Source organism: Pseudomonas sp. 10S5, from assembly GCF_035019745.1.
GTDB lineage: Bacteria > Pseudomonadota > Gammaproteobacteria > Pseudomonadales > Pseudomonadaceae > Aquipseudomonas.
In genome coordinates, this window is record NZ_JASJVL010000003.1 from 1 (window position 1) to 25107 (window position 25107).

The window sequence follows — 25107 nt, forward strand, 5'->3', positions numbered from 1 at the left end:
GGTCATCGTCAAGATTAAATTCCAGAACCCCTGATCGCTTACGCGTTCAGGGGTTTTGTTTGTGCGCAGAAATAAACCGAGGCAGATCCAATCCATAAAAAAACCACCATAAAGGTGGTTTTTGACTGCTTCCGAATTCAGTCGCCCCGATATTCGCAGCCACTGGTACACGTCTCGTGAATACGAATGGCCGAGAGTTCTGGGAGTAGAGGCTTCAGCTGCTCCCAGATCCATTTAGCCAACACTTCGCTGGTTGGATTTTCAAGACCCGGAATGTCATTTAGATAATTGTGATCGAGACGATCGTACAGCGGTTTAAATATCGCTTTGATTTCGGAAAAGTCGCGAATCCAACCGGTATGAGGATCAACCTTGCCAGCCAGATAGACAGCGACGCGGAATGAGTGTCCATGCAGACGGCCGCACTTATGACCTTCTGGTACATGAGGCAGGCGATGTGCGGATTCAAACGTAAACTCTTTAAAAATTTCCACAATGCATTGAGCTCTAAAAAGGCATTCGCCAGGGCGAAAAAAGATTAGTAGTCTAGCAGCAATGCTTTACTAGAAGGCTAAGCAATGAGTCACGGCTTGATGTCCGAAAAAGGGCTAACCCCCGCGCTCAAAAGGCGGTCTCGTGCGCGAATTATTAATGTATGGGCCGTAAATCTGTAGTTGCGGGCCTCACCCTCGGCTGGTCGTATAGTGACCATTTATATTTTTTTGTACCCATAAATAGCGTTTCTTGACGACCCTGCAGTTGAAGCTCAACTTTTTAACGCTGGGGCCGCTAACTAGACGAATGTATTGACTAAAACGCTTGACCTTAAATAAGAGTTGAAACTTATGCGTCTCAATTTGAAGACCAAAGTGCTGTCGCTGGCTGTGCTGCCCGTGCTCATTTTCGCGCTAGTCATAAGCGTGACCACCGTCATTATGTTGCAGGATCAAGCCAAAAGAGAAGTTGACGATACCCGCGAGCGACTTCTTAACGACGCAAAGGCAAATTTGCAGAATTTCGTCGCGGTAGCGCTGGGTGCAGTCAAGCCCCTTTACGACGCCTCCGCGCAAGGCGATAAGGTGGCCCGCGCACAGGTCGTGAAAATGCTCTCGGCAATTTCTTACGGCAAGGATGGCTACTTTTTTGGCTATGATTCGGAAGCCGTACGCCTGTTCAAAGGCAGCAGCTCTGATGACATAGGTAAAAGCTTCAAAGACGTTCGTGATGCCAACGGCGTCTACTACAACCGAGACTTAGTGGCGGTTGGCAAAGCCGGTACGCATTACTTGCAGTACTCCTCATCAATGCCCGGTAAATCCCATGAATCCATGCCAAAGTTGGGCTACACCGAGTACCTGCCTAAATGGGATATGGTGGTCGGCTCATCGGTCAGTTTGGCGGGTATCGACGCCCAAGTGGCGCTTGTCGAGAAGAACGTTGATGATCGCATGCACAGCATGTTGATAAGTATCGTTGGCATTGCCCTGTTAGTACTGCTCATCATTGCCATCGTCGGCGGCCTATTGGCCGGTACGATTGTACGGCCAATAGGCCTGATGAAAGCCAATCTTGACGACATTGCCTCGGGTGAGGGAGACCTGACTCGTCGACTAAGCGTTTCAAGTGACGATGAGTTAGGGAAATTAGCAGGTTCTTTCAACCGTTTCGTCGACAAAATTCATGGCTTAGTGTGCCAAATTGCTGAAATGACCGATCAGTTATCAGGACTGGTAACGGAAGTATCAGACCAAGCTCATCGCTCAGAAAAAGCAATGGACCGTCAACGTCAGGAAACTGATCAAGTAGCCACCGCCATCAATGAAATGTCTGCGGCCGCACACGAGGTAGCAAAAAGCGCTCAAGGGGCCGCTATTGCCGCTCAGCAAACTGATGCGGAGGGGCAGGCAGCAAAGCGCGTTGTGGATGGCAGTATCAAGCAAATTCATGCGCTGGTTAAAGACATCCGCAGCAGTGGCACGTCCCTCGATAGTCTGCAGAATGATGTCTCTTCGATCGTGAATGTGTTGGGCGTCATTCGCTCTATCGCCGACCAAACCAATTTATTGGCACTTAACGCGGCCATTGAGGCGGCACGGGCAGGAGAGGCCGGACGGGGGTTTGCGGTCGTTGCTGACGAAGTGCGGGCACTGGCCAGTCGCACCCAGCAGAGCACACAAGAAATTCAGACCATGATTGATCGTCTGCAAACCGGCACAAAAGGGGCGGTTGAGGCCATGCGTCGTTCCAGTGAAGCGGGTGATGGCACTTCCGCGCAGGCTAATGAAGCGGGTGTTTCGCTGGACACCATTGCGACGCTGATCGGCACCATCAACTCGATGAACGCGCAGATTGCTAGCGCCGCTGATGAGCAAACCGCTGTGGCCGAAGAAATCAACCGCAGTGTGCACCAGATCGCTGAGGCGGTAGACAGCGTTGCTGACCAGACCCAACAAAGTGCACAAACGTCCCGTAATCTTGCAGACCTCGGACAACGACTTGGTAAGCTCGTCGGCCAATTTCGTATTTGATTTTATTTGGGTAGCGCCGCAATGGTTCTACCCATGCCTTATTGGTTATTTTGTGTCGTTTCTCCTACCGTCCAGGGACAGTACAAAGCTACGGCACTCGCTCGAAGATTGGCTGACTAAACAGTAAGTCGCATTTGTGCGGAGTCTTACTGACATGGATCGGACATGAACGAAACCACGCTGCAACACAAAACCTTCCTGGTGCTGATGGTAGTAGTCACCATCGCTTTTATTTGGATTTTGATGCCGTTTTATGGTGCGGTCTTTTGGGCTGTGATTCTCGGCATCATCTTCGCGCCTCTGCAACGACGGTTGCTGATGAAGTTTGGCTGGCAACGCAACCTGACATCGCTGTGTACCTTGACCGTATGCCTGCTAATCGCAATTTTGCCGGTCATCATTATCAGCACCTTGCTGGTTCAAGAAGGAGCCATGGTTTATAACAACATCGAGAGTGGGCAATTGGACATTGCCAAATACCTGGCGCATTTCAAAGACGCGTTGCCGCCGTACTTCAGGCACTTGCTCGACCGGGTTGGAATGGGTGACCTTAATAGCTTGCGGGATAAAATCGTCAAGGTATCCATGGAAGGTAGCCAATACTTGGCGACCCAGGCATTCAGCTTCGGTCAGGGCACGTTCAACTTTGTGATCAGCTTTTTCATCATGCTGTACTTGCTGTTTTTCTTCCTGCGCGACGGGCATGACCTGGTCCGTAGAATTCGTCTGGCTATCCCACTGGCAGAGCCGCAAAAGCGCCGGTTACAACTCAAGTTCAATCGGGTTGTGCGGGCTACGGTGAAAGGTAACGTCGTCATGGCGGTGGTTCAGGGGGTGTTAGGTGGACTCATCTTCTGGGTCCTCGATATTCCCAGCGCCTTGCTGTGGGCCGTGTTGATGGCCTTTCTTTCATTATTGCCAGCGGTGGGGGCGGGTATCGTCTGGGCGCCAGTGGCTGCTTACTTCTTGCTCAGCGGCCTGATTTGGCAGGGGGTGGTGCTTACGTTGTTTGGTATATTCGTCATCGGCTTGGTGGACACCGTATTGCGCCCGATTCTGGTGGGTAAGGACACGCGGATGCCGGACTACTTGATCCTGATTTCGACTCTAGGCGGTATGGCGGTCTTCGGGATTAACGGGTTTGTTATAGGGCCGATGGTTGCCGCTTTGTTCATGTCTACGTGGGCTCTGTTCACCGAGGCGAAACAAACCGTGCGTCTGCCCGGATAGCGTTCCAGCAGCCAATAAAAAGCCCTGCATTGCAGGGCATTTTTTGTAGGTGCGTCCCAATCAGCTAAGCAGTTGCAAGCCGGCGTGATGCACCATGTCCAGCAACGGTTGTGGGTACACGCCGAGGATGAACGCCAACACCGCGATTACCAGCAGCATCACGCCGCCAGTACGTTGTGCCCAGTTGAACGGGGCATCGTGACGGTGCAGGGTAGGTTCCACCAGAAACAGCGTGACCATCACTCGCAGGTAATAGAACAGGCCGATGGCGCTACCAATCACTAGCGTACCGGTCAACCACCACAGGTGCGATTCGACACCGGTGGCGATGATGTAGAACTTACCAATGAAGCCAACCGTCAGTGGGATACCCGCCAGCGACAGCATCATTACGGTCATCACTGCCGTCAGGTACGGACGCCGCCAGAACAGACCACGGAATTCGAACAGCGCGTCGGCATCGCGACCGCTGTAAGGCGAGGACATCAACGTCACGACACCGAAAGCGCCCAAGGTCGTAATGACATACGTCACCAGGTAAACACCTATGGCTTCGACAGCAATGCCCTTGCTGGCCACCAACGCGATCATCAGATAACCGAAGTGAGCGATGGACGAGTAGCCCAGCAGTCGCTTGAGGTTGGTCTGAGTCAACGCCAGTAAGTTACCGATCAGGATCGACGCAACGGCAATCACCGCCATCACCGTGTACAGCACACCGCTGCCGGCCGCCGGTGAGATCTGGAACAGACGGACCAGCACCGCGAACACCGCAACTTTACTCGCGGTTGCCAGGAACGCCGCTACCGGGGCAGGGGCACCTTCGTACACGTCCGGGGTCCACAAGTGGAACGGCACCAGCGACAGTTTGAACGCCAAGCCGATCAACATCATCGCCAAGCCCATCTGGGCGATCGGGCTAGGCAGACCGGTAGCCGCCAACGCGTGGCCGATACCGCTGAAGCTCAACGAACCCGCTTCGGCATACAACAGCGCCATGCCGAACAGCAGAAACGCAGAACCGGCAGCCGACAACACCATGTACTTGATGCCGCCTTCGAGAGAACGCTTGTTGAAGAAGGCGTAAGCGACCAAACCGTAAACCGGTACCGACAGCAGTTCGAGGCCGATAAACAAGCTTGCCAAGTGTTGCGCGCTGACCAATACCAAGCCACCGGCCGCAGCCATCAGGATCAGCAGGTAAAGTTCTTCTCGGTTACCCGGATAACCTGTGGACTTCTCGCCCAGATAAGCATGAGCCAAAGTGACACAGGCCAGCGTAGACGCCAGGATTAGGGCCATGTAAAGGCAAGCAAAATTATCGATCTGCAACAGCGGCGTGACCGCCAGCGGCGCTACTTTCAGTGCCGGGTAAATTGAAAGCAGCGCAAGATTGAGGCCACCCACGGTGAGCAGAAAGGTCTGCGAGTGATTGCGACGCCATGCGATGCCCAACATCACCACAACGGCGGTGAGGCTGGTAATCAGCAGCGGCGCAAGCGCAATAAAGTGTTGAATCGTAAGGTCCATAGCGCTCTTACCGTGCCGAAGCAAGTTGAGTGAAGGCGATGCCAAGCCATTGCTGCACGCCATGCATCGTGGCAGCAGAGGTGTCGAGGAACGGTTGTGGGTATACGCCGATGTATACCAGCAATGCCGCTAAGCCGAGCACCATGAGCAGCTCGCGTGCGTCCATACCGTGCAAGACTTCTTCCGACTTGGAAGGGCCGAAATAGGCACGGTGGATCATGATCAACGAGTAGACCGAACCGAACACCAGGCCCGCCGTTGCTATGCCGGTGATCCAAGGGGAGTGGACGAAAGTGCCGATCAGAATGAGGAACTCCCCGACAAAATTACCGGTACCGGGCAGGCCGAGCGACGCGGCAGCGAAGAACAGGCTGATAGCCGGCAAGTAAGCTATGCGCGACCAGATACCCCCCATTTCACGCATGTCACGGGTGTGCAGACGTTCGTACAACTGGCCGCTGAGAATAAACAAGGCGGCTGCCGAAACACCGTGAGCAAGCATCTGAATCACGGCGCCTTGCAGCGCCTGCTGGCTGCCGGAATAAATCCCGATCAGTACGAAACCCATATGCGACACGCTGGAGAACGCAATCAGGCGCTTGATATCGGTTTGGGCGAACGCAAGGAACGCGCCATAGAAGATACCGATCAGGCCCAGCGTCATGGCAATGGGGGCAAACTCTGCCGAAGCATTGGGAAACAGCGGCAGAGCGAAGCGCAGTAGGCCATAGGCTGCCGTCTTCAACAGAATACCGGCAAGGTCAACAGAACCTGCGGTCGGAGCCTGTGCGTGGGCATCCGGCAGCCAGGAGTGGAACGGCACCACCGGCAGTTTCACCGCAAACGCGACGAAGAAGCCCAGCATCAGGATGTATTCAGTGCCCGGTGCCAGTTTGGTTTTCAACAATTGGGTGTAATCAAAGGTGATCACCCCGGTACTGTTGAAGTGGACCATCACCAAGCCGAGGATCGCCACCAACATGATCAAGCCGCTGGCCTGAGTGAAGATGAAGAACTTGGTCGCTGCGTAGATTCGGGTTTTCTTGCCGTCTGACGAACTATGACCCCAAAGCGCGATGAGGAAATACATCGGCACCAGCATCATTTCCCAGAAGAAGAAGAACATGAACAGGTCGATAGCGAGGAATACGCCAATCACACCGCCCAGAATCCACATCAGGTTGAGGTGGAAGAAACCGACGTTACGTTGGATCTCCTTCCACGAACACAGCACCGACAAGATACCGAGCATGCCGGTCAACAGCACCATCAGCAGCGACAAGCCATCGAGCGCCAAATGCACGCTGATGCCGAAGCGGGCGATCCACTGCTGCTTGAATTCAACTGCCCACGTAGGATCGACGCCGGGCGCCGGGGCAAAATGGAAGTCACCGGTGCCCCACAGCCAAAGGCCGAGAGCAAGTTCCAGAGACATGGTCAGTAGCGCGATCCAACGTGGCAGGGTGGCGCCGAAGCGCTCACCTTGCCAACACAGCAGGCCACCGATAAAGGGGATCAGGATTAGCCAAGGCAGAATCATGACGGGCTCATTTCCTTTCGCAAATTCGCAAGGTTCATATCAGACCGCAACCAGCACGATGGCGCCGAGCACCAATACAGCGCCTGCAGCCATTGAAGCAGCGTACCAACGCAATTGACCGGTCTCGGTGCGGCTCATGGCGGTGTTGCCGCCTTTAACCACTCGCGGGATCAAGCCAATCATGTGGTCGAGCGGGTCTTTGCGCAGCACGTGGCTGATCATCAGATACGGCTTGACGAAGAGTTTGTCGTATAACCAATCGAAGCCCCATGCGGCGAACCACCAGGCTGACAGGAAACGCCCCAGCTCGCTTTTAGCAACGGCCGTTGCAATGCGGCGCTTGCCGAGGAACAGCATCGCCGCCAGCAGAATACCGGCCAGGGCGATGGCGCCCGAGGCGATTTCCAAACTGTCTTTGGCAGCGCCACCGGCATGCCCAACGCTTTGCGGCAGCACGCTGGCCAGCGGTGGAGTGATAAGCGCGCCGACGAAGGTCGACAGCACAATCAGCACCGACAGCGGCAACCAATGCGCAATGCCTTTACCAGCGTGCGCTTCAGTTTTCGCTTCACCGTGGAAGGCAATAAAGATCAGACGGAAGGTGTACAGCGACGTCATAAACGCCCCGAACAAACCGGCATACAGGAGCCCGTGATTACCGCTGGCGAACGCTTCCCAAAGAATTTCATCCTTGGAGTAGAAGCCCGCGGTGATCAGAGGCAGAGCCGACAACGCGGCGCCGCCCACGATAAAACTGGTGTAAGCCAGCGGCAGCTTTTTCCACAGACCGCCCATCTTGAAGATGTTTTGTTCGTGGTGGCAGGCAACGATCACCGAGCCGGACGCAAGGAATAGCAGCGCCTTGAAGAACGCGTGGGTCATCAGGTGGAAAATCGCACCCTCCCAAGCACCAACGCCCAACGCCAGGAACATGTAGCCGATTTGGCTCATGGTCGAGTACGCCAGGATACGTTTGATGTCGGTTTGGACCAGCGCCGCAAAACTCGCCAACACCAGCGTGACACCACCAACGATACCGACCAAGTGCAGAACGTTCGGTGCCAGCTCGAACAGACCGTGGGTCCGGGCTATCAGATAAACACCGGCAGTCACCATGGTTGCCGCGTGGATCAACGCAGAAACCGGGGTCGGGCCTGCCATCGCATCCGCCAGCCAGGTTTGCAACGGCAGTTGTGCGGATTTACCCACTGCACCGCCGAGCAGCATCAAGGTGGCAAATACGATCCAGAAATCGCCAGTGGTGAAGTGCTGTGGTGCACGGACCAGCAGTTCCTGAATATTCAAGGTTCCCAATTGCTGGAACAGGATGAACAAACCGATGGCCATGAAGACGTCGCCGATTCGGGTCACGATAAAAGCTTTTAGAGCGGCATTACCGTTGTTACGGTTGCTGTAGTAGAACCCGATCAACAGATAGCTGCACAGTCCTACGCCTTCCCAGCCCAGATACAGGAACATCAGGTTATCGCCGAGGATCAGGAACAGCATGCTGGCGATAAACAGGTTGGTGTAAGCGAAGAAGCGCGAGTAACCGGCCTCACCGCGCATGTACCAGGACGCGAACACGTGAATCAGGAATCCAACGCCAACCACCACGCCCAACATGGTGACCGCCAGGCCATCCAGGTACAGGGCGAAGTTGGGTTCCAGACCATCCACCGACATCCAGCGCCACAGTACGTAGGTGACATGGCCACCCTCAGGCGGTGAAACGTTGAACTGGAAGATGACCCAGGCGGCAACAATAGCCGACAAGCCGATAGAGCCAACGCCAATCAGCGCGGCCAGATTTTCGGAGATTTTCCCGCGAGAAAACGACAGCAGCAGGAAACCAATGAGGGGGAATACGAATGTCAGAAAGAGAAGGTTCATCCGCGCATCTCGCTGGCAGCGTCGATATCGAGAGTGTGGAAGCGGCGATACAACTGCATCAGGATCGCCAGACCAATACTGGCCTCGGCGGCCGCAAGGCTGATCACCAGAATGAACATGATCTGTCCATCCGGCTGTGCCCAACGGCTGCCGGCGACGACGAAGGCCAGCGCTGACGCGTTCATCATGATCTCCAGGCTCATCAGCACGAAGAGAATGTTGCGCCGCACCATCAGGCCGACCAGGCCAAGGCAGAACAGGATGCCGGCAACCGCCAGACCATGCTCTAGAGGTATTGCATTCATGGCTTAGCTCCTTCGCTCTCACTGCGGCCAAGATGGAATGCCGTCACCGCTGCTGCGAGCAGCAGCATGGAGGCCAGTTCAACCACCAGCAGGTAAGGACCGAACAGGCTAATGCCCACGGCTTTGGCGTCTACAGTGGTGTGCCCGATGGCGGCGCCGGTGGAATTGTTGAACAGCACATACAGCAATTCAGCCAACAACAAAACGCCGAGAATAACCGGCCCCGTCCAGATGCCGGGCTTGAGCCAGACACGTTCTTGCTGCACCGAGGCAGGCCCCAGGTTCAGCATCATCACCACAAACACGAACAGGACCATGATGGCGCCAGCGTAAGCGATAACTTCCAAAACCCCGGCAAACGGCGCGCCGAGGCTGAAAAACGTCATTGCCACGGCAATCAGCGAAATGATCAGGTAGAGCAGGGCGTGCACCGGGTTAGTGTTGGTGATCACCCGAAGGGTGGACACAACAGCGACGCCGGACGCGAAATAGAAAGCGAATTCCATCTTTCTTCCTTAAGGCAGCAAGCTCTTCACGTTGATCGGCTGGGCTTCATTCTGCGCGGAGCCTTTAGGCTTACCGGCGATGGCCATACCGGCAACGCGATAGAAGTTGTAATCAGGGTTTTTACCAGGGCCGGAGATCAATAAATCTTCCTTCTCGTAAACCAGATCCTGACGTTTGAACTCGGCCATTTCGAAATCCGGTGTCAGCTGGATCGCAGTGGTCGGGCAGGCTTCCTCGCAGAGGCCACAGAAAATGCAGCGCGAGAAGTTGATGCGGAAAAACTCCGGATACCAGCGACCGTCGTCGGTCTCGGCTTTTTGCAACGATATACAGCCGACCGGACAAGCCACGGCGCACAGGTTGCACGCTACACAACGTTCTTCGCCGTCAGGGTCGCGGGTCAGGACGATACGGCCACGGTAGCGGGGCGGCAGGTACACCGGTTCTTCCGGGTATTGCAATGTGTCGCGCTTGCGGAATGCATGTGAGAACACCATCACCAGGCTGCGAAGCTGGGTGTAGGTGCCATGCACGATGCCAATTAGATACTTGAGCATGGGTTATATCCTCACTGAACCGCGCCAGCGGGCGTGTTTAACAACACGATCGCAGCGGTCACCAACAAATTGATCAGGGTCAGCGGCAGGCAGAATTTCCAGCTGAAATCCATCACCTGGTCATACCGTGGGCGCGGAATAGAAGCACGCAACAGAATGAACAGCATGATGAAGAACCCGGTCTTCAAGGCGAACCAAATAAAAGACAGCGAAGGCAGAATGTTGAACGGACCATGCCAGCCGCCGAAGAACAGGGTCACCAACAATGCCGAGATCAGCACAATGCCGATGTACTCACCGACAAAGAACATGCCCCACTTCATACCTGCATATTCGATGTGGTAACCGTCGGCCAGTTCCTGTTCGGCTTCCGGTTGGTCGAACGGGTGACGGTGAGTCACGGCGACGCCAGCGATGAAGAAGGTACAGAAGCCAAAGAACTGCGGAATGATGAACCACAGGTGTTGGGCTTGGTACTGGACAATATCGCCCATGTTGAACGAGCCGACCTGCACCACGATACCCATCAACGACAGGCCCATGAATACTTCATAGGACACCGTCTGGGCCGAAGCCCTTAGGCTGCCGAGCAAGGCAAACTTGTTATTGCTCGACCAGCCAGCAAACAACACCGCGTAGACGGACAGACCGGCCATGGCGAAGAAGAACAGGATGCCGATGTTCAGGTCAGCAATGACCCAGCTTTCGGTGACCGGGATAATCGCGAAGGCGATCAACAAGGCACTCATGGCCACTACCGGGGCCAAGGTGAAAATCACCTTGTCGGCGAACGGCGGTGTCCAGTCTTCCTTGAAGAACATCTTGATCATGTCGGCAGCGATTTGGAACGCACCGAATGGGCCTACTCGGTTCGGACCGTAACGGTCTTGCCAAAGGGCGAGCAAACGACGCTCGACCCAGCTCAGCAGTGCGCCACTGACCACCACGGCCAACAGAATCACAATGGCTTTGACGACCGCGATGATCGAGTCGATCACGACAGGGGTAAACCAAGTCATAGTGCTGCCTCCTGCAGACCATCAACGGTTTTGCCAAACAGCGCTGGCGGAATCCCGGCGAGACCCGAAGGCAGCGCCACCAGACCGGCGCCCAACTCTTCGCTGATCCGCAGGGGCAAGCGTAGGGTCTTACCCTCGATATTCACGCTCAGCAGCGCGCCTTCATTGACACCCAGACGATCAGCTTCCGACTTGGCGAGCGCGACGTAGGCGGCGGGAATGCGTTCCTGAACAGGTGCGGCCTTGGACGAGGTTTCGTCGCTGCCGAACAGGTGATAGAACGGCACCACTTGCCACGTTCCGCGAGCCGGCGAAAACGCACCGGGTACGCTGGCGAACCAGGACAAATTGTCGCCTTGGGTTTCGATCAAGCGCGCACCAGGGTCACCGGCGCGCAAGTGGCCACCAACTTCGTCCTGAAACTTGTTCCACGCTTGTGGCGAGTTCCAACCCGGCGACCAGGCGAACGGCACCTGTTGGCGAGGTTCAACCGAGCCCGAATAGCCTTCCATCGAGAACGAGAACGCGGTGTCTTTGTCCTGCGAGGTGCGCGGTTCATGCACGCTGATGTTCGCGCGCATGGCGGTGCGGCCGCTGTAACGCAACGGTTCGCGAGCCAGTTTCAAGCCTTTGATGCGGAACGATGCGGACGGTGCTGCGTTGATGATTCCGGCCAACTGGGAAGTGCTGGCAGCAACTGCGGCGGTGACGTGATCAAGCAGAGTCCAGTCAATCGGCTTGTTCAGCAGTGTCGAGCGCAGGGCGTGCAACCAGCGCCAGCCTTCATGAATCAGGATGCCAGCGTCTAGGTAGGTTGGGTCATACACTTGGAAGAAGCGCTGGGCGCGGCCTTCCTGGCTAACCAACGTACCGTCGCCTTCGGCAAAGCTGGCCGCCGGCAAGACTAGATCAGCGCGATCGCTGGTTGGGGTTTTCTGGTGATCAGCAACGATCAGTACCTTAGTGGCCTTGAACGCAGCGTCCACCGTAGGGGCGTCGACACGGGTAAACAGGTCATTTTCCAACACCACCATGGCGTCGGCTTTACCGCAAATCACCGCCTGCAATGCGTCGTCGAGGGACCCGCCGCCGAGCATTGCCAGGCCAAGGCTGTTGGCTTCCGGCACGATCAGGCTGATCGAACCTTGCTTGTCTTGCAGCTTCAAGGCTTTGGCAATGTTTGCCGCCGCTTCGATCAACGCGATCGAGCCCAAGGAGCTTCCGGAAATGATCAACGGACGCTTGGCGGCGAGTAGCGCCGTGGCGATACGCTGGGCCAGTTCAAGGGCATCGCTGTCCAAGCCTTCAACCGCTGGCGCACTGGCGTCAATGGCATGGGCGACGGCGAAACCGATACGGGCCAGATCGTCCGGCGCTGCGTGGACGCATTCTTCGGCAACATCATCGAGACGGGTCTCGGCAAGGCTGGCAATAAACAGCGGGTTCAGCGCGTGCTGACCGATGTTCTTAACCGCAGCGTCGAGCCACGGCTGGACTTTCATCGCCGCGGCCATGTCTTCAGATTTGCCTTTGACCGCTTGACGCAGGCCCAACGCCATTCGGGCTGCGGTTTGGGTCAAGTCTTCGCCGAGAACGAAAATTGCATCGTGATCTTCGATGTCGCGCATAGTCGGGATCGGTAGCGGGCTGTCTTTCAAAACCTTGGCGATCAGTTGAATACGCGTCAGCTCGCCGGCTTCGATACCCGAGTAGAAATGCTCCGCACCGACCAGTTCGAGAAGCGCGTAGTTGCTTTCGAGGCTGGCACGCGGTGAACCGATGCCCACGATATTGCGACCGCGTAGCAAATCAGCGGCCTTATCGAGGGCGGCATCGAGGCCCAACTTGACCATGCCATCAGCCAACAGCGGCTGGCGCGGACGGTCTTCGCGGTTAACGTAGCCATAACCGAAGCGGCCACGGTCACACAGGAAATACTGGTTTACCGAACCGTTGTAGCGGTTTTCGATACGACGAATTTCGCCATAACGTTCACCGGGGCTGATGTTGCAACCGCTCGAACAGCCGTGGCAAATGCTCGGCGAGAACTGCATGTCCCATTTACGGTTGTAACGCTCGGAGTGAGTCTTATCGGTGAACACACCGGTCGGGCAAACCTCGGTGAGGTTGCCGGAGAACTCGCTTTCCAGCGCGCCGTCTTCAACGCGACCGAAGTACACGTTGTCGTGGGCACCGAATACTCCGAGGTCAGTGCCGCCGGCGTAGTCTTTATAGAAGCGGACGCAACGGTAGCAGGCGATGCAGCGGTTCATCTCGTGAGCGATGAACGGGCCGAGTTCCTGGTTCTGGTGCGTGCGCTTGGTAAAGCGATAGCGACGTTCGTTGTGTCCCGTCATTACTGTCATGTCTTGCAGGTGACAGTGACCGCCTTCTTCGCAGACTGGGCAGTCGTGCGGATGGTTGGTCATTAGCCATTCGACGACGCTGGCGCGAAACATTTTCGCTTCCTGGTCGTCGATGGAAATCCAGCTGCCGTCGGTGGCGGGGGTCATGCAGGACATGACGATACGACCACGGGTGTCGTTCTCGTCGGTGAACTGCTTGACTGCGCATTGGCGACAAGCGCCAACGCTGCCAAGGGCGGGGTGCCAGCAGAAATAGGGAATATCGAGGCCCAGCGACAGACATGCCTGTAACAGGTTGTCTGCGCCATCGACCTCGAGCGCTTTGCCGTCTACGTGGATAGTGGCCATGGTTCAAAGTTCTTCGTTGGCCCGGTGTCAGCGGGCGTGGCTAATGGAATCTCGGTGCTACCCGTATCAAACAGCCCGTCAGGACGTCATCGGGTACGAGGTCGGCGGCTTTATGGGCTGCCGACCTTTTCTATCTTGTTATGCGCCAACCACTGTCGGACTGATCACCTGAGTCAGGCTGCCCGCACGTGCTGGCGCGATACCGGCTTCGAATTCCGACCGGAAATACTTGATGGCTGCGCCCAGCGGTTCCACGGCGCCCGGTGCGTGGGCACAGAAGGTTTTGCCAGGGCCGAGGAAGTTGACCAAGCCCAACAGCGTTTCGATATCGCCCGGTTGACCTTCGCCGTTTTCGATGGCGCGCAAAATCTTTACGCTCCATGGCAAACCATCACGGCATGGGGTGCAGAAGCCGCAAGACTCTTGGGAGAAGAACTCTTCCAGGTTGCGCATCAGCGATACCATGTTGACCGTGTCATCAACGGCCATCGCCAGACCAGTGCCCATCCGCGTGCCGACTTTGGCGACGCCACCGGCATAAAACAGGCAGTCCAGATGCTCAGGTAGCAGGAACCCCGTACCGGCGCCGCCTGGTTGCCAGCACTTGAGCTTAAAGCCGTCGCGCATGCCGCCCGCGTAATCTTCGAACAACTCACGAGCCGGCAAGCCGAAAGGCAGTTCCCACAGGCCAGGGTTCTTTACTTTGCCGGAGAAGCCCATGAGTTTGGTGCCCATGTCTTCACTGCCTGGGCGCGCGATCGCCTTGTACCAATCGTTGCCGTTGGCGACGATGGCCGGGACGTTACACAGGGTTTCGACGTTGTTCACACAGGTCGGCTTGCCCCACACGCCAACGGCAGCGGGGAAGGGCGGCTTGGAGCGTGGGTTGGCGCGACGGCCTTCCAGGGAGTTGATCAGTGCGGTTTCTTCGCCGCAGATGTAACGCCCGGCGCCGGTGTGGACGATCAGTTCGAAATCGAACCCGGTGCCCAGAATGTTTTTGCCAAGGAAACCAGCCGCTTCGGCTTCTTTTACTGCACGGCGCAGGTGCACCGCTGCAGTAGTGTATTCGCCGCGCAAGAAGATGTAGCCGCGATAGGCTTTCAACGCCCGGGCGCTGATCAGCATGCCTTCGATCAGCAGATGGGGCAGTTGCTCCATCAACATCCGGTCTTTCCAGGTGTTAGGTTCCATTTCATCCGCGTTGCATAGCAAGTAACGGATATTCATGGAATCGTCTTTTGGCATCAGGCCCCACTTTACGCCGGTGGGAAAGCCCGCACCGCCGCGACCCTTAAGGCCGGATTCCTTCACCGCTTGAACGATTTCGTCCGGCGATAGCTCGGCGAACACTTTGCGGGCGGCAGCGTAGCCGTCCTTGCGCTGGTATTCATCCAGCCACACCGGCTCGCCGTCGTCGCGCAAGCGCCAGGTCAGCGGGTGAGTTTCCGGCGCACGCGCAATTGTGTTGGCGGGGCCGAAGGAAGTGATGGTCATAGGTAACCCTCCAACATTTTGGCCACGCCGCCAGGTTGCACGTTGCCAAATGTATCGTCATCGACCATCACGGCCGGGGCCTTGTCGCAATTGCCCAGGCAGCAGACAGGCAGCAAGGTGAAGCGGTCGTCGGCCGTGGTTTGTCCTGGAACAATGCCCAGCGAAGACTGGATCTCACTCAGCACCGACTCGTGGCCAGCGATGAAGCAGACCATGCTGTTGCACACACGGATTATGTGGCGTCCTACCGGTTGGCGGAAGATCTGACTGTAGAACGTCGCCACGCCCTCAACGTCGCTGGCAGGAATGCCAAGGAGTTCACCGATGGCATAGATAGCGCCGTCCGGCACCCAGCCACGCTCCTTTTGAACAATTTTCAACGCTTCGATAGACGCCGCTCGCGGGTCTTCGTAGTGATGCATCTCGTGCTCGATGGCCGAGCGCTCGGTTTCGCTCAGGGCGAAACGGTCTGTCTGGATCAGCGTGCTATTCATGCTTAGCGGTCCACGTCGGCCATAACGAAATCGATACTACCCAGATACGCAATCAAGTCCGCGACCATGCTGCCTTTGATCACCGAAGGGATCTGCTGCAGGTGCGGAAAGCTTGGGGTGCGAATTCGGGTACGGTAGCTCATGGTGCCGCCGTCGCTCGTCAGGTAATAACTGTTGATACCCTTGGTCGCTTCAATCATCTGGAACGCTTCGTTGGCCGGCATTACCGGCCCCCACGAAACTTGCAGGAAGTGCGTGATCAAGGTTTCGATGTGCTGCAAAGTGCGCTCTTTGGGCGGCGGCGTCGTCAGCGGGTGATCCGCTTTGTACGGGCCTTCCGGCATATTGCGCAGGCATTGGCCGATGATTTTGAGGCTTTGGCGCATCTCTTCAACGCGCACGATGCAGCGGTCGTAGGCATCGCCATTGGCCGCGAGCGGAACTTCAAACTCGAAGTTTTCGTAGCCTGAATACGGACGCGCCTTACGCAGGTCGAAGTCCAGGCCCGTCGCACGAAGGCTCGGGCCGGTAACGCCCCACTCCAGCGCTTCTTTGGTGTTGTAGGCCGCAACGTTCACCGTACGACCCTTCAAAATGCTGTTGTCCAGCGCGGCTTTTTGATACTCGTCCAGACGCTTTGGCATCCAGTCGATGAAGTCCTTGACCAGCTTTTCCCAGCCACGAGGCAAGTCGTGGGCGACGCCGCCGATGCGAAACCAGGCCGGGTGCAGACGGAAGCCGGTGATAGCTTCGATTACGGTGTACGCCCGTTGACGGTCGGTGAAGGTAAAGAACACCGGGGTCATTGCTCCTACGTCCTGGATGTAAGTCCCGAGGAACAGCAGGTGACTGGTGATACGGAAGAACTCGACCATCATGATGCGAATGACGTCGACTTTTTCTGGCACCTTAATGCCGGCCAGCTTTTCGACTGAGAGTACATACGGGAGGTTGTTCATAACCCCGCCGAGATAGTCGATGCGGTCCGTGTATGGAATGTAGCTGTGCCAGGACTGGCGCTCGGCCATTTTCTCGGCACCCCGGTGGTGGTAACCGACGTCCGGAACGCAGTCGACGATTTCTTCACCGTCCAGTTGCAGGATGATGCGGAACGCGCCGTGGGCAGAAGGGTGGTTCGGTCCGAGGTTGAGGAACATGTAGTCCTCGTTCGCGCCCGAACGCTTCATGCCCCAGTCTTCAGGGCGGAAGCGTGCGGCTTCTTCTTCAAGCTGTTGTTTAGCCAGGTTCAGGCTGAACGGGTCGAATTCAGTGGCGCGTGCCGGGAAGTCTTTGCGCAGCGGGTGACCTTCCCAGGTCGGCGGCATCATGATTCGAGTCAAGTGTGGATGGCCCGCAAAGTCGATGCCGAACATGTCCCACACTTCGCGCTCGTACCAGTTGGCGTTTGGCCATATGCCGGTGATCGTCGGCAGTCTGAGGTCGCTCTCAGACAAGGCGACCTTGATCATCACGTCACTATTACGTTCGATCGACAGCAGGTGGTAGAACACGCTGAAGTCGGCAGCCGGCAAGCCGCGCCGGTGAGTGCGCAGGCGTTCATCCATGCCATGCAGGTCGTACAGCATGACGTAGGGCTTAGGCAGCTTGCGCAGGAAGGTCATCACTTCAACCAGCTTCGCACGGTCAACCCAGAGCACCGGCATACCGGTGCGCGTAGGCTGGACGGTAAACGTCTCCGGGCCAAAGCGGGTGTTCAATTCAACGACGACGTCTTGGTCGTCAGCCTTGTAAGGCGGGATGTACAGAGCGGTGTCTGCAGTCATAGGTCTCGATCGCTTTCGGTCAACGTACAGAATGAACCCAGGTTCTTTTCTCTTTTGTAAAAAGAAAGAACCGAATCAGACTTCGTCGGGGCTGCGCAGGTTGGTGACCTGAATACGCTGTTCGCGGCGCTGTTCCTTTTGCGACGGCATCTCGGCGCGGTATACGCCTTGATCACCGACAACCCAAGAAAGCGGACGACGCTCCTGTCCAATAGATTCCTGCAGCAGCATCAAGCCTTGCAGAAATGCCTCTGGACGGGGTGGGCAGCCAGGCACGTAGACATCCACGGGAAGGAATTTATCCACCCCCTGGACTACAGAATAGATGTCGTACATACCACCGGAGTTGGCGCACGAGCCCATGGAGATAACCCACTTGGGTTCGAGCATTTGCTCGTAGAGGCGCTGAATGATCGGCGCCATCTTGATAAAGCAAGTCCCGGCAATAACCATGAAGTCCGCTTGACGCGGTGATGCCCGAATAACTTCGGCGCCGAAGCGTGCGATGTCATGGGGCGCCGTGAAAGCGGTGGTCATTTCCACATAACAGCACGACAGGCCGAAATTGTACGGCCACAGGGAGTTTTTTCGACCCCAGTTGACGGCACCGTTGAGCACGTCTTCGAGCTTGCCCATGTAAATGTTTTTGTGGACTTGATCTTCTAGCGGGTCGGCAACGATTTCTCGCTCGCCGATTGGATAGTCCTCGTTAGGAGCATCCGGATCGATCTTTGTAAGAGTGTATTGCATCGCCAAAGCCTCATTGTTTCAGCTTCGCTTGCCGAATACGGCGACCTTCAGGAGCCCAATCAAGTGCTCCAACCCGCCATAGGTAGACAAGACCTGCCAACAGAATTGCTATGAAAACGAGAGCTTCAACGAATCCGGTCCAGCCGCTTTCGCGGACGGACACAGACCAGGCAAAGAGAAAAAGGGCTTCGATGTCGAAGATCACGAAGAGCATCGCGACCAGATAGAATTTTGCCGAAAGCCGCAGCCGGGCACCACCAGTAGGCAGCATGCCTGATTCGAACGGTTCGTTTTTGCTGCGGCCCCAGGCTTTGCTGCCCAAGAGGCTAGATACACCGAGCATGAAGGCACAAAGGCCTACTACACCCAAAAGGAAAATGGCGAAGCCCCAGTTATGGGCAATCAGACCTGTCGATTCGGGCATGCTGTAATCCTTAACAGAGAGCAAAGGTCTCTGAGCTTGAGTAACAAAGCAGTGACGATATGTCGCAGCAAATCAATCCGGGTGATTTTATGGGTAAACGGGTGCCAAGTAAAATTATCTAGCTCAAAAATATTCATTTGGTTAACCGGCCGAACACGCTTAAACCCCCGCAGGGCCAGGCTCCACGGGCATTACACGGAATTTCGCCAATAATGATTCTTTCGTAGGGTAATAAACATTCGTTTTATTGATGATAATTAATATCATCCGTGGACTGTTTTCGTAACCTATCGATGTTCGATGCGATTAATTAGATTTAAAACATCTATCAGTCACGTGGAGTCAACTTGCTTGCAAAGAAGCCATCGTGATGTGTAATTTTGCAGCCGGCCGCAATTGCGTGTTTCTCTAGGCGCTATCTGCTGCGCGATAGCGCAGATACGAAAAAGCCGCCCCAAGTGGGGCGGCTTTTTCAGTGCTGCGGGTTGCGATGAAGATTTAGTGGAACTGTTCTTCTTCGGTCGAGCCGGTCAGTGCGGTCACGGAGGACGAGCCACCTTGGATCACAGTGGTCATGTCGTCGAAATAGCCAGTACCGACCTCCTGCTGGTGAGCCACGAAGGTGTAACCCTTGGAAGCGTCAGCGAACTCTTGCTCTTGCAGTTTCACGTAGGCAGTCATGTCGTTGCGGGCGTAGTCGTGCGCCAGGTTGAACATGCTGTGCCACATGTTGTGAATACCCGCCAGCGTGATGAACTGGTGCTTGTAGCCCATGGCTGAAAGTTCGCGTTGGAACTTGGCGATGGTTGCGTCGTCCAGATTTTTCTTCCAGTTGAAAGACGGCGAGCAGTTGTAGGAAAGCAGTTGGTCCGGGTATTCCTTTTTGATCGCTTCAGCAAAGCGACGAGCTTCTGCCAGATCCGGTTTGGCGGTTTCACACCAAATCAGATCGGCGTATGGCGCGTAAGCCAAACCGCGAGCAATAGCTTGGTCCAGGCCGGCCCGGACTTTGTAGAAACCTTCCTGAGTACGTTCGCCGGTCACGAATGGCACGTCGTACGGATCGCAGTCGGAAGTCAGCAAGTCAGCTGCGTTAGCGTCGGTACGGGCCAGAATGATGGTCGGTACGCCAGCAACGTCAGCGGCCAAGCGAGCAGCGGTCAGCTTCTGCACGGCTTCTTGGGTTGGCACTAATACTTTGCCGCCCATATGGCCGCATTTTTTGACTGATGCCAATTGATCTTCAAAGTGAACGCCGGCAGCGCCTGCTTCGATCATGCTTTTCATCAATTCGTAAGCGTTCAGCACACCGCCGAAACCGGCCTCGGCGTCAGCAACAATAGGTGCGAAGTAGTCAATGTAACCTTCGTCGCCCGGAGTTTTGCCCGCTTTCCATTGAATCTGGTCGGCACGGCGGAACGAGTTGTTGATGCGCTTGACCACGGTTGGAACCGAGTCAACCGGGTACAGCGATTGGTCAGGGTACATGGACTCGGCGGAGTTGTTATCGGCAGCTACTTGCCAGCCAGACAAGTAGATCGCCTGAATACCGGCCTTGACTTGTTGCACCGCTTGGCCGCCGGTCAGGGCGCCCATGCAGTTGACGAAATCTTTGTCAGGGCGGAAAGACGGGTGAGCACCTTGGGTGACCAGATTCCAGAGCTTTTCGGCACCCAGCTTGGCGAATGTATGTTCAGGCTGGACAGAGCCACGCAGGCGGACGACGTCAGCGGCAGAATAATTGCGCGTCACGTTTTTCCAGCGTGGGTTTTCAGCCCAATCTTTTTCAAGGGCTGCAATTTGCTGTTCGCGTGTCAGTGCCATGGAGATAAGCCTCGTCGCATAGTCTTGAGTGAAAAATCCTGCTCCGCCAATACGGCCTTATTCAATAATGCGCGTCATGGGCTACTCGCTAATCAGAAGCGTGGCAGTCAAGCCAGTTTCAGTCGGGGCTATGACGAATGAACGATGAGTGCAAAGAGAGCAAGACAGCGGAATAAAAGGCTCAACTGAAAGTCGCAGTTCGGCTCGTGGATGCCTTGTTGTGATCATCAGAACGCAGTGCCGATCTACCGAATTAAGCTTCCGTCCCTCGGGACAACCTCGTTCTCAGTCACAACCTCGTCAAACAGCCTTGTGGGCGGTACAGACACGAATCGGCTCATGTTGGATAAGTCAGAGCGGCGATTCGAAGGCTCGTGGCAGAGCCTCTGATTAGCGGGAGCGGGGCAATCATGCCTCCTCAGATTTGACTCGTCAAATGTTTTGTAGTGCTTTTTTAAAAGCACTACATATTTGCGTTGATGCGACCATGCGGTCAATTTTTGGGCATGAGGTTTTGCGCTTAGTCAAGAACGTCCACTTTGACCCGCAAGCTCATGTCGCTGCGGCCCTGGGTGCTATAGCTCTGGGCTGAGCCTTGTTGATTGGCTTGCGATTGGTCGCTAACACCGGCGAGGGTTATCCACTCTCCCAAACGTCCTGTGACGGTTGTGTCAGTACTTTGAACATTCACTACATCGGGGTGTTCCTGGCTCATCCGGTCGTGATTGGTGCTGATACTCAGGTGTACGGTGTCGCCGGTCAGGCTAGCGGTGACGTAAAAGCCTTGAGTCACGTTGCGGTACTGAGTGTCGCTTTGTGCATAGCCGTAAGAGTCGGTGCGTGTAGTGGTCAAGGGCACTGATTGTCCAACTTGAATCAGTGCCGGCGTGCCTTCGCTGGCTTGAATTTGCTGCACACCGCCGTCACGGCTGTCAGTACTGCGATTAATGATCCGAGTCCGATTGGCGCGTTGGCTGTCTTGATTGTTGTTGTCGCTGGTGTCGACGCTGATTAATAACCGCTTGGGCGCTTTGTCTAGCTGTCCTAGCAGGGTACGCAACTCTTCGATCTTGCCTGGTTCAGCGTTGACGATCAGTTTATTGCCGTAAGCGCTGACGGTTCCGTCTTTACCTAGAAAAGACTTCGCCACCGGTAGCAAATCGTCGCTGGTACGATAGTTCAGAGGTACGACTTCTGTCGCGGCCAAGGAGTCGAAGCTCCAAACCAACAATAGTGACGTCAATAGGATGCGTAGGAACATGTCCGTGTCTCCGCAATAGGCGCATTAAAGCCTGAGTTTGACACTTTGTCGGCGCGGATGGGACCAAGTTGAATCGCAGACAATAAAACGCCCCGGTCATGACGAAAAAACGGGGCGTTTAGAAACTCTTAGGGCGGTTTTTTCGCGGCGTCTTATGCGCCCCGCACCATGTCGACGTGCGGAATTCCAGCTTCAAGAAACTCACCGCTGACAATGGTAAAACCCAAACGCTCGTAGAAGCGTGTGGCCTGTACCTGAGCAATCAACTTTTGTTGTTTCAGTCCGTGGTTTTCCGCTTCGCCGATTACCGCCTTCATTATTGCGTCGCCCACTTTCAAGCCGCGCCAATCCTTAAGCACCGATAGGCGACCAATTTCGCCGTCGGGCAACAACCGCGCAGTTCCAATCGGAAAATCACCTTCATACGCCAGAAAATGAACGGCACTGGCGTCTTCGGCATCCCATTCCAATTCAGGCGGCACGCATTGCTCGGCGATGAACACGGCTTCCCGAATGCGCCGTATGTCGGCGTTATCTTTCTGCCAATCGGCGACACGTACGTGGATTTTATTCATCAGCAAACCCCAGACTTCCTTGTTTAACCAGCTCGCAGAGCAGGTTGCGTCCATATTCATCAGCCAACCATGGGCCGAGGTTTTCTGTGTGTAAGGCGTCAGCGGCGCAGATCAATTTCAGAAAGTCGCGCAAATTACCCGGCAACAGGCGGCTTTGGCCGCTGGCAAACAGCAACAGATCGTCATCTACCTCGGACCAAGCCAAGCGCGCGCTCGGATTGCGAATCAGCACAGCACCTTGTTCCAGGCTGCTGAACAGATCGTCTTCGTCCAATTCTGGGCCGACAACCATTTCCGGGTAGCGTGGCTCGGTCATGAACTGGCCGAACCAGGTCAGCAATAAGCGTTCATCGCTCATGTGCTCTGCCAGCAGGCTTTTGAGACGGTCAAGGGCGTCGTGCTGAATTTGATGCGGGTCGCTGACCGGCTGCGCATCGGCGTCGGAGTAACGGTCTTCATCCGGCAGGAACTGGCTCAAGAAATCGGTAAAGTGAGTCAGCACTTCGGCGGCGCTAGGTGCGCGGAAACCGACGGAGTAGGTCAGGCAGTCATCAACGGCTACACCGCAATGGGCCAGACGGGGTGGCAGATAAAGCATGTCGCCAGGTTCCAGTACCCACTCGTCGGTGGCATGGAAGTCCTTGAGAATGCGCAGGTCGGCATGATCCAGCAGCGGGCTATCGGAATCGCACATTTGGCCGATTTTCCAGTTGCGCTGGCCGTGACCTTGAAGCAAAAACACATCGTAATTATCGAAATGCGGGCCAACGCTGCCACCGGGGGCGGCGAAGCTGATCATCACGTCGTCGATGCGCCAGCTCGGCAAGAAACGGAAGTTTTCCAGAAGTTCAGCGACGTCGGGTACGAACTGATCCACCGCTTGTACCAGCAGGGTCCAGTCACGCTCAGGCAATTTGCTGAATTCATCTTCAGCAAACGGACCACGGCGCATTTCCCAAGGGCGTTCGCCATTTTCGATGATCAGGCGCGACTCAACTTCTTCTTCCAAGGCCAGGCCAGCCAGTTCGTCCGGGTCTATCGGACTTTGGAAATCCGGAAGAGCCTGGCGGATCAGCAGTGGTTTTTTCTGCCAGTAGTCGCGCAGAAAGACGCGAGCGCTGATGCCGCCCAGAAGTTGAAGAGGAATATCAGGATTCATGTGTAAGCCCTTGAAATGAAAACGCCCGGCACAGCCGGGCGTGCAAATTTTGTTGCGTATCAGATCCGTGTAGCTTGGGTCACTGCACTGCCGATGTAATTGGCAGGAGTAAGCTTTTTCAGCTCAGCCTTGGCTTCGGCGGGCATTTCCAAGCCGTCGATAAAAGTCTGAAGTGCTTCGGGGCTGATGCCCTTGCCGCGCGTCAATTCTTTTAGTTTTTCATACGGGTTTTCGATGTTGTAGCGACGCATGACCGTTTGGATCGGCTCGGCCAACACTTCCCAGCACGCATCCAGATCCGCCGCGATTTTCGCCGCGTTGAGTTCCAGTTTGCTGATGCCTTTGAGGCTGGCTTCGTAGGCGATGATGCTGTGTGCAAAGCCTACACCCAGATTGCGCAGGACAGTGGAGTCTGTGAGGTCGCGCTGCCAGCGTGAAATAGGCAACTTGCTGGCCAAGTGCTGAAACAGCGCATTGGCGATACCCAGGTTGCCTTCGGAGTTTTCGAAGTCGATGGGGTTGACCTTGTGCGGCATGGTCGACGAGCCAATTTCGCCGGCGATGGTGCGCTGCTTGAAATAGCCCAGGGAAATATAGCCCCAGATGTCGCGGTCAAAGTCGATGAGGATGGTATTGAAGCGCGCAATCGCGTCGAACAGCTCGGCGATGTAATCGTGTGGTTCGATTTGCGTGGTGTACGGGTTGAAGCCCAGACCCAGTTCGTCTTCGATGAAGGCGCGCGCGTTTTCTTCCCAGTCAATATTCGGGTAAGCAGAGAGGTGGGCATTGTAGTTGCCGACAGCGCCGTTGATCTTGCCAAGCAGCGGAACCGCAACGATTTGAGCGATTTGGCGTTCCAGACGGTACACCACGTTCGCGAGCTCTTTGCCCAATGTAGTGGGGGAGGCCGGTTGACCGTGAGTTCTCGACAGCATCGGCACGTTGGCAAAGCGGATCGCCAGTTCGCGAATGGCCCCGGCGATTTCATGCATCAGCGGCAACAGTACGTTATCGCGCCCTTCGCGCAGCATCAGCGCGTGGGACAGATTGTTGATGTCCTCGCTGGTGCAGGCGAAGTGGATGAACTCACTGACGTTGGCCAGTTCAGGCAGCTTGGCCGCTTGTTCCTTGAGCAGGTATTCAATGGCTTTTACGTCGTGATTGGTCGTGCGTTCGATCTCTTTGACACGCTCAGCGTGGACGAGGGAAAACTCCTCGGCCAAGGTGTTGAGGATCGCGTTCGCTTCGGCGGAAAACGCCGGGACTTCAGTCACTTGTGGATGAGCAGCCAAGCGCTGGAGCCAGCGAACTTCGACCATGACGCGAAAACGGATCAGACCGTATTCACTAAAAATCGGGCGCAGGGCCTGGGTTTTGCCGGCGTAGCGGCCATCAACAGGGGAAACCGCAGTGAGCGAAGAAAGCTGCATGGGGTATTCTCAAACAGTCGGGCGACGAAATGGGGCGCGTATCATACATGAAAAGCTGATCAGCCCGTTTCGATCTGACCAGCGTA

21 protein-coding genes are annotated in these 25107 nt (G+C 55.8%); 2 read left to right on the top strand and 19 right to left on the bottom strand.

Features of this window, described 5'->3' with window-relative positions:
* Positions 1 to 137: 137 nt before the first annotated feature.
* Positions 138 to 494: a 6-carboxytetrahydropterin synthase QueD gene (gene queD, locus QN378_RS03120; protein ID WP_322202125.1), complete on the bottom strand. Its 357-nt coding sequence runs from the start codon at positions 492 to 494 to the stop codon at positions 138 to 140.
* Positions 495 to 845: 351 nt separating this feature from the next.
* Here queD and QN378_RS03125 point away from each other — a divergent pair, with 351 nt between their 5' ends.
* Positions 846 to 2528: a methyl-accepting chemotaxis protein gene (locus QN378_RS03125; protein ID WP_322202127.1), complete on the top strand. Its 1683-nt coding sequence runs from the start codon at positions 846 to 848 to the stop codon at positions 2526 to 2528.
* 165 nt (positions 2529 to 2693) lie between these two features.
* Positions 2694 to 3758 carry an AI-2E family transporter gene (locus tag QN378_RS03130; RefSeq protein ID WP_322202129.1) on the top strand — a complete coding sequence of 355 codons (1065 nt, stop codon included), beginning with the start codon at positions 2694 to 2696 and terminating at the stop codon, positions 3756 to 3758.
* A gap of 60 nt (positions 3759 to 3818) precedes the next feature.
* On the opposite strand, the gene nuoN is transcribed toward QN378_RS03130, so the two are convergent.
* The 18 genes from nuoN to purB all read right to left on the bottom strand — a co-directional run bounded on the left by nuoN (position 3819) and on the right by purB (position 25021).
* Positions 3819 to 5288 carry an NADH-quinone oxidoreductase subunit NuoN gene (gene nuoN / locus QN378_RS03135; RefSeq protein WP_322202131.1) on the bottom strand — a complete coding sequence of 490 codons (1470 nt, stop codon included), beginning with the start codon at positions 5286 to 5288 and terminating at the stop codon, positions 3819 to 3821.
* A gap of 7 nt (positions 5289 to 5295) precedes the next feature.
* Positions 5296 to 6828, bottom strand: a complete 1533-nt coding sequence (gene nuoM, locus QN378_RS03140) for an NADH-quinone oxidoreductase subunit M (protein WP_322202133.1) — start codon at positions 6826 to 6828, stop codon at positions 5296 to 5298.
* Between the two features lie 39 nt (positions 6829 to 6867).
* Positions 6868 to 8721 (bottom strand): NADH-quinone oxidoreductase subunit L, encoded by a 1854-nt coding sequence (gene nuoL / locus QN378_RS03145; RefSeq protein WP_322202135.1) that lies wholly within the window; start codon positions 8719 to 8721, stop codon positions 6868 to 6870.
* Positions 8718 to 9026, bottom strand: coding sequence for an NADH-quinone oxidoreductase subunit NuoK (gene nuoK, locus QN378_RS03150; protein WP_219064405.1), 309 nt, complete (start codon positions 9024 to 9026; stop codon positions 8718 to 8720). Before nuoK ends, nuoL begins: the two co-directional genes overlap by 4 nt.
* The gene (nuoJ, locus tag QN378_RS03155) at positions 9023 to 9532 is read right to left on the bottom strand and encodes an NADH-quinone oxidoreductase subunit J (protein ID WP_322202137.1); all 510 of its coding nucleotides are present in this window, start codon (positions 9530 to 9532) and stop codon (positions 9023 to 9025) included. The genes nuoK and nuoJ overlap by 4 nt, the downstream gene beginning before the upstream one ends.
* 9 nt (positions 9533 to 9541) lie before the next feature.
* Complete coding sequence (nuoI, locus tag QN378_RS03160) at positions 9542 to 10090, bottom strand: NADH-quinone oxidoreductase subunit NuoI (RefSeq protein WP_322202139.1); 549 nt, start codon at positions 10088 to 10090, stop codon at positions 9542 to 9544.
* A gap of 11 nt (positions 10091 to 10101) precedes the next feature.
* Positions 10102 to 11109, bottom strand: coding sequence for an NADH-quinone oxidoreductase subunit NuoH (nuoH, locus tag QN378_RS03165; protein ID WP_322202141.1), 1008 nt, complete (start codon positions 11107 to 11109; stop codon positions 10102 to 10104).
* Positions 11106 to 13823 carry an NADH-quinone oxidoreductase subunit NuoG gene (gene nuoG, locus QN378_RS03170; RefSeq protein WP_322202143.1) on the bottom strand — a complete coding sequence of 906 codons (2718 nt, stop codon included), beginning with the start codon at positions 13821 to 13823 and terminating at the stop codon, positions 11106 to 11108. Before nuoG ends, nuoH begins: the two co-directional genes overlap by 4 nt.
* Before the next feature lie 138 nt (positions 13824 to 13961).
* Positions 13962 to 15320 (bottom strand): NADH-quinone oxidoreductase subunit NuoF, encoded by a 1359-nt coding sequence (gene nuoF / locus QN378_RS03175; protein WP_322202145.1) that lies wholly within the window; start codon positions 15318 to 15320, stop codon positions 13962 to 13964.
* Positions 15317 to 15814 (bottom strand): NADH-quinone oxidoreductase subunit NuoE, encoded by a 498-nt coding sequence (nuoE, locus tag QN378_RS03180; protein WP_322165211.1) that lies wholly within the window; start codon positions 15812 to 15814, stop codon positions 15317 to 15319. Before nuoE ends, nuoF begins: the two co-directional genes overlap by 4 nt.
* A 2-nt stretch (positions 15815 to 15816) precedes the next feature.
* Entirely contained in the window at positions 15817 to 17598 is a 1782-nt protein-coding gene (gene nuoC, locus QN378_RS03185) for an NADH-quinone oxidoreductase subunit C/D (protein ID WP_322202147.1), read from the bottom strand.
* A gap of 75 nt (positions 17599 to 17673) precedes the next feature.
* Positions 17674 to 18348: an NADH-quinone oxidoreductase subunit B gene (locus QN378_RS03190; RefSeq protein ID WP_322202149.1), complete on the bottom strand. Its 675-nt coding sequence runs from the start codon at positions 18346 to 18348 to the stop codon at positions 17674 to 17676.
* A 10-nt stretch (positions 18349 to 18358) separates the two neighbouring features.
* Entirely contained in the window at positions 18359 to 18772 is a 414-nt protein-coding gene (locus QN378_RS03195; RefSeq protein ID WP_322165208.1) for an NADH-quinone oxidoreductase subunit A, read from the bottom strand.
* 498 nt (positions 18773 to 19270) lie between these two features.
* Positions 19271 to 20596, bottom strand: a complete 1326-nt coding sequence (gene aceA / locus QN378_RS03200; protein ID WP_297840380.1) for an isocitrate lyase — start codon at positions 20594 to 20596, stop codon at positions 19271 to 19273.
* 520 nt (positions 20597 to 21116) lie between these two features.
* Positions 21117 to 21857 (bottom strand): secretin N-terminal domain-containing protein, encoded by a 741-nt coding sequence (locus QN378_RS03205; RefSeq protein ID WP_322202152.1) that lies wholly within the window; start codon positions 21855 to 21857, stop codon positions 21117 to 21119.
* Positions 21858 to 22009: 152 nt separating this feature from the next.
* Positions 22010 to 22432, bottom strand: coding sequence for a GNAT family N-acetyltransferase (locus QN378_RS03210; RefSeq protein ID WP_322202154.1), 423 nt, complete (start codon positions 22430 to 22432; stop codon positions 22010 to 22012).
* On the bottom strand, positions 22425 to 23591 hold the full coding sequence (locus QN378_RS03215; protein ID WP_323550564.1) for a cupin domain-containing protein: 1167 nt from the start codon (positions 23589 to 23591) through the stop codon (positions 22425 to 22427). The genes QN378_RS03210 and QN378_RS03215 overlap by 8 nt, the downstream gene beginning before the upstream one ends.
* A gap of 59 nt (positions 23592 to 23650) precedes the next feature.
* The gene (gene purB / locus QN378_RS03220) at positions 23651 to 25021 is read right to left on the bottom strand and encodes an adenylosuccinate lyase (protein WP_322202158.1); all 1371 of its coding nucleotides are present in this window, start codon (positions 25019 to 25021) and stop codon (positions 23651 to 23653) included.
* Between the last annotated feature and the right edge of the window lie 86 nt (positions 25022 to 25107).

What these genes read in the sequence shown, in the direction of transcription:
- nuoN (WP_322202131.1), bottom strand. Translation starts at nt 5,288, where the DNA reads ATGGACCTTACGATTCAACACTTTATTGCGCTTGCGCCGCTGCTGATT.
- nuoJ (WP_322202137.1), bottom strand. Translation starts at nt 9,532, where the DNA reads ATGGAATTCGCTTTCTATTTCGCGTCCGGCGTCGCTGTTGTGTCCACC.
- nuoM (WP_322202133.1), bottom strand. Translation starts at nt 6,828, where the DNA reads ATGATTCTGCCTTGGCTAATCCTGATCCCCTTTATCGGTGGCCTGCTG.
- nuoL (WP_322202135.1), bottom strand. Translation starts at nt 8,721, where the DNA reads ATGAACCTTCTCTTTCTGACATTCGTATTCCCCCTCATTGGTTTCCTG.
- nuoF (WP_322202145.1), bottom strand. Translation starts at nt 15,320, where the DNA reads ATGACCATCACTTCCTTCGGCCCCGCCAACACAATTGCGCGTGCGCCG.
- QN378_RS03130 (WP_322202129.1), top strand. Translation starts at nt 2,694, where the DNA reads ATGAACGAAACCACGCTGCAACACAAAACCTTCCTGGTGCTGATGGTA.
- QN378_RS03215 (WP_323550564.1), bottom strand. Translation starts at nt 23,591, where the DNA reads ATGAATCCTGATATTCCTCTTCAACTTCTGGGCGGCATCAGCGCTCGC.
- purB (WP_322202158.1), bottom strand. Translation starts at nt 25,021, where the DNA reads ATGCAGCTTTCTTCGCTCACTGCGGTTTCCCCTGTTGATGGCCGCTAC.
- nuoG (WP_322202143.1), bottom strand. Translation starts at nt 13,823, where the DNA reads ATGGCCACTATCCACGTAGACGGCAAAGCGCTCGAGGTCGATGGCGCA.
- QN378_RS03195 (WP_322165208.1), bottom strand. Translation starts at nt 18,772, where the DNA reads ATGCCCGAATCGACAGGTCTGATTGCCCATAACTGGGGCTTCGCCATT.
- nuoI (WP_322202139.1), bottom strand. Translation starts at nt 10,090, where the DNA reads ATGCTCAAGTATCTAATTGGCATCGTGCATGGCACCTACACCCAGCTT.
- nuoC (WP_322202147.1), bottom strand. Translation starts at nt 17,598, where the DNA reads ATGACTGCAGACACCGCTCTGTACATCCCGCCTTACAAGGCTGACGAC.
- nuoH (WP_322202141.1), bottom strand. Translation starts at nt 11,109, where the DNA reads ATGACTTGGTTTACCCCTGTCGTGATCGACTCGATCATCGCGGTCGTC.
- QN378_RS03125 (WP_322202127.1), top strand. Translation starts at nt 846, where the DNA reads ATGCGTCTCAATTTGAAGACCAAAGTGCTGTCGCTGGCTGTGCTGCCC.
- aceA (WP_297840380.1), bottom strand. Translation starts at nt 20,596, where the DNA reads ATGGCACTGACACGCGAACAGCAAATTGCAGCCCTTGAAAAAGATTGG.
- nuoE (WP_322165211.1), bottom strand. Translation starts at nt 15,814, where the DNA reads ATGAATAGCACGCTGATCCAGACAGACCGTTTCGCCCTGAGCGAAACC.
- QN378_RS03205 (WP_322202152.1), bottom strand. Translation starts at nt 21,857, where the DNA reads ATGTTCCTACGCATCCTATTGACGTCACTATTGTTGGTTTGGAGCTTC.
- QN378_RS03210 (WP_322202154.1), bottom strand. Translation starts at nt 22,432, where the DNA reads ATGAATAAAATCCACGTACGTGTCGCCGATTGGCAGAAAGATAACGCC.
- QN378_RS03190 (WP_322202149.1), bottom strand. Translation starts at nt 18,348, where the DNA reads ATGCAATACACTCTTACAAAGATCGATCCGGATGCTCCTAACGAGGAC.
- nuoK (WP_219064405.1), bottom strand. Translation starts at nt 9,026, where the DNA reads ATGAATGCAATACCTCTAGAGCATGGTCTGGCGGTTGCCGGCATCCTG.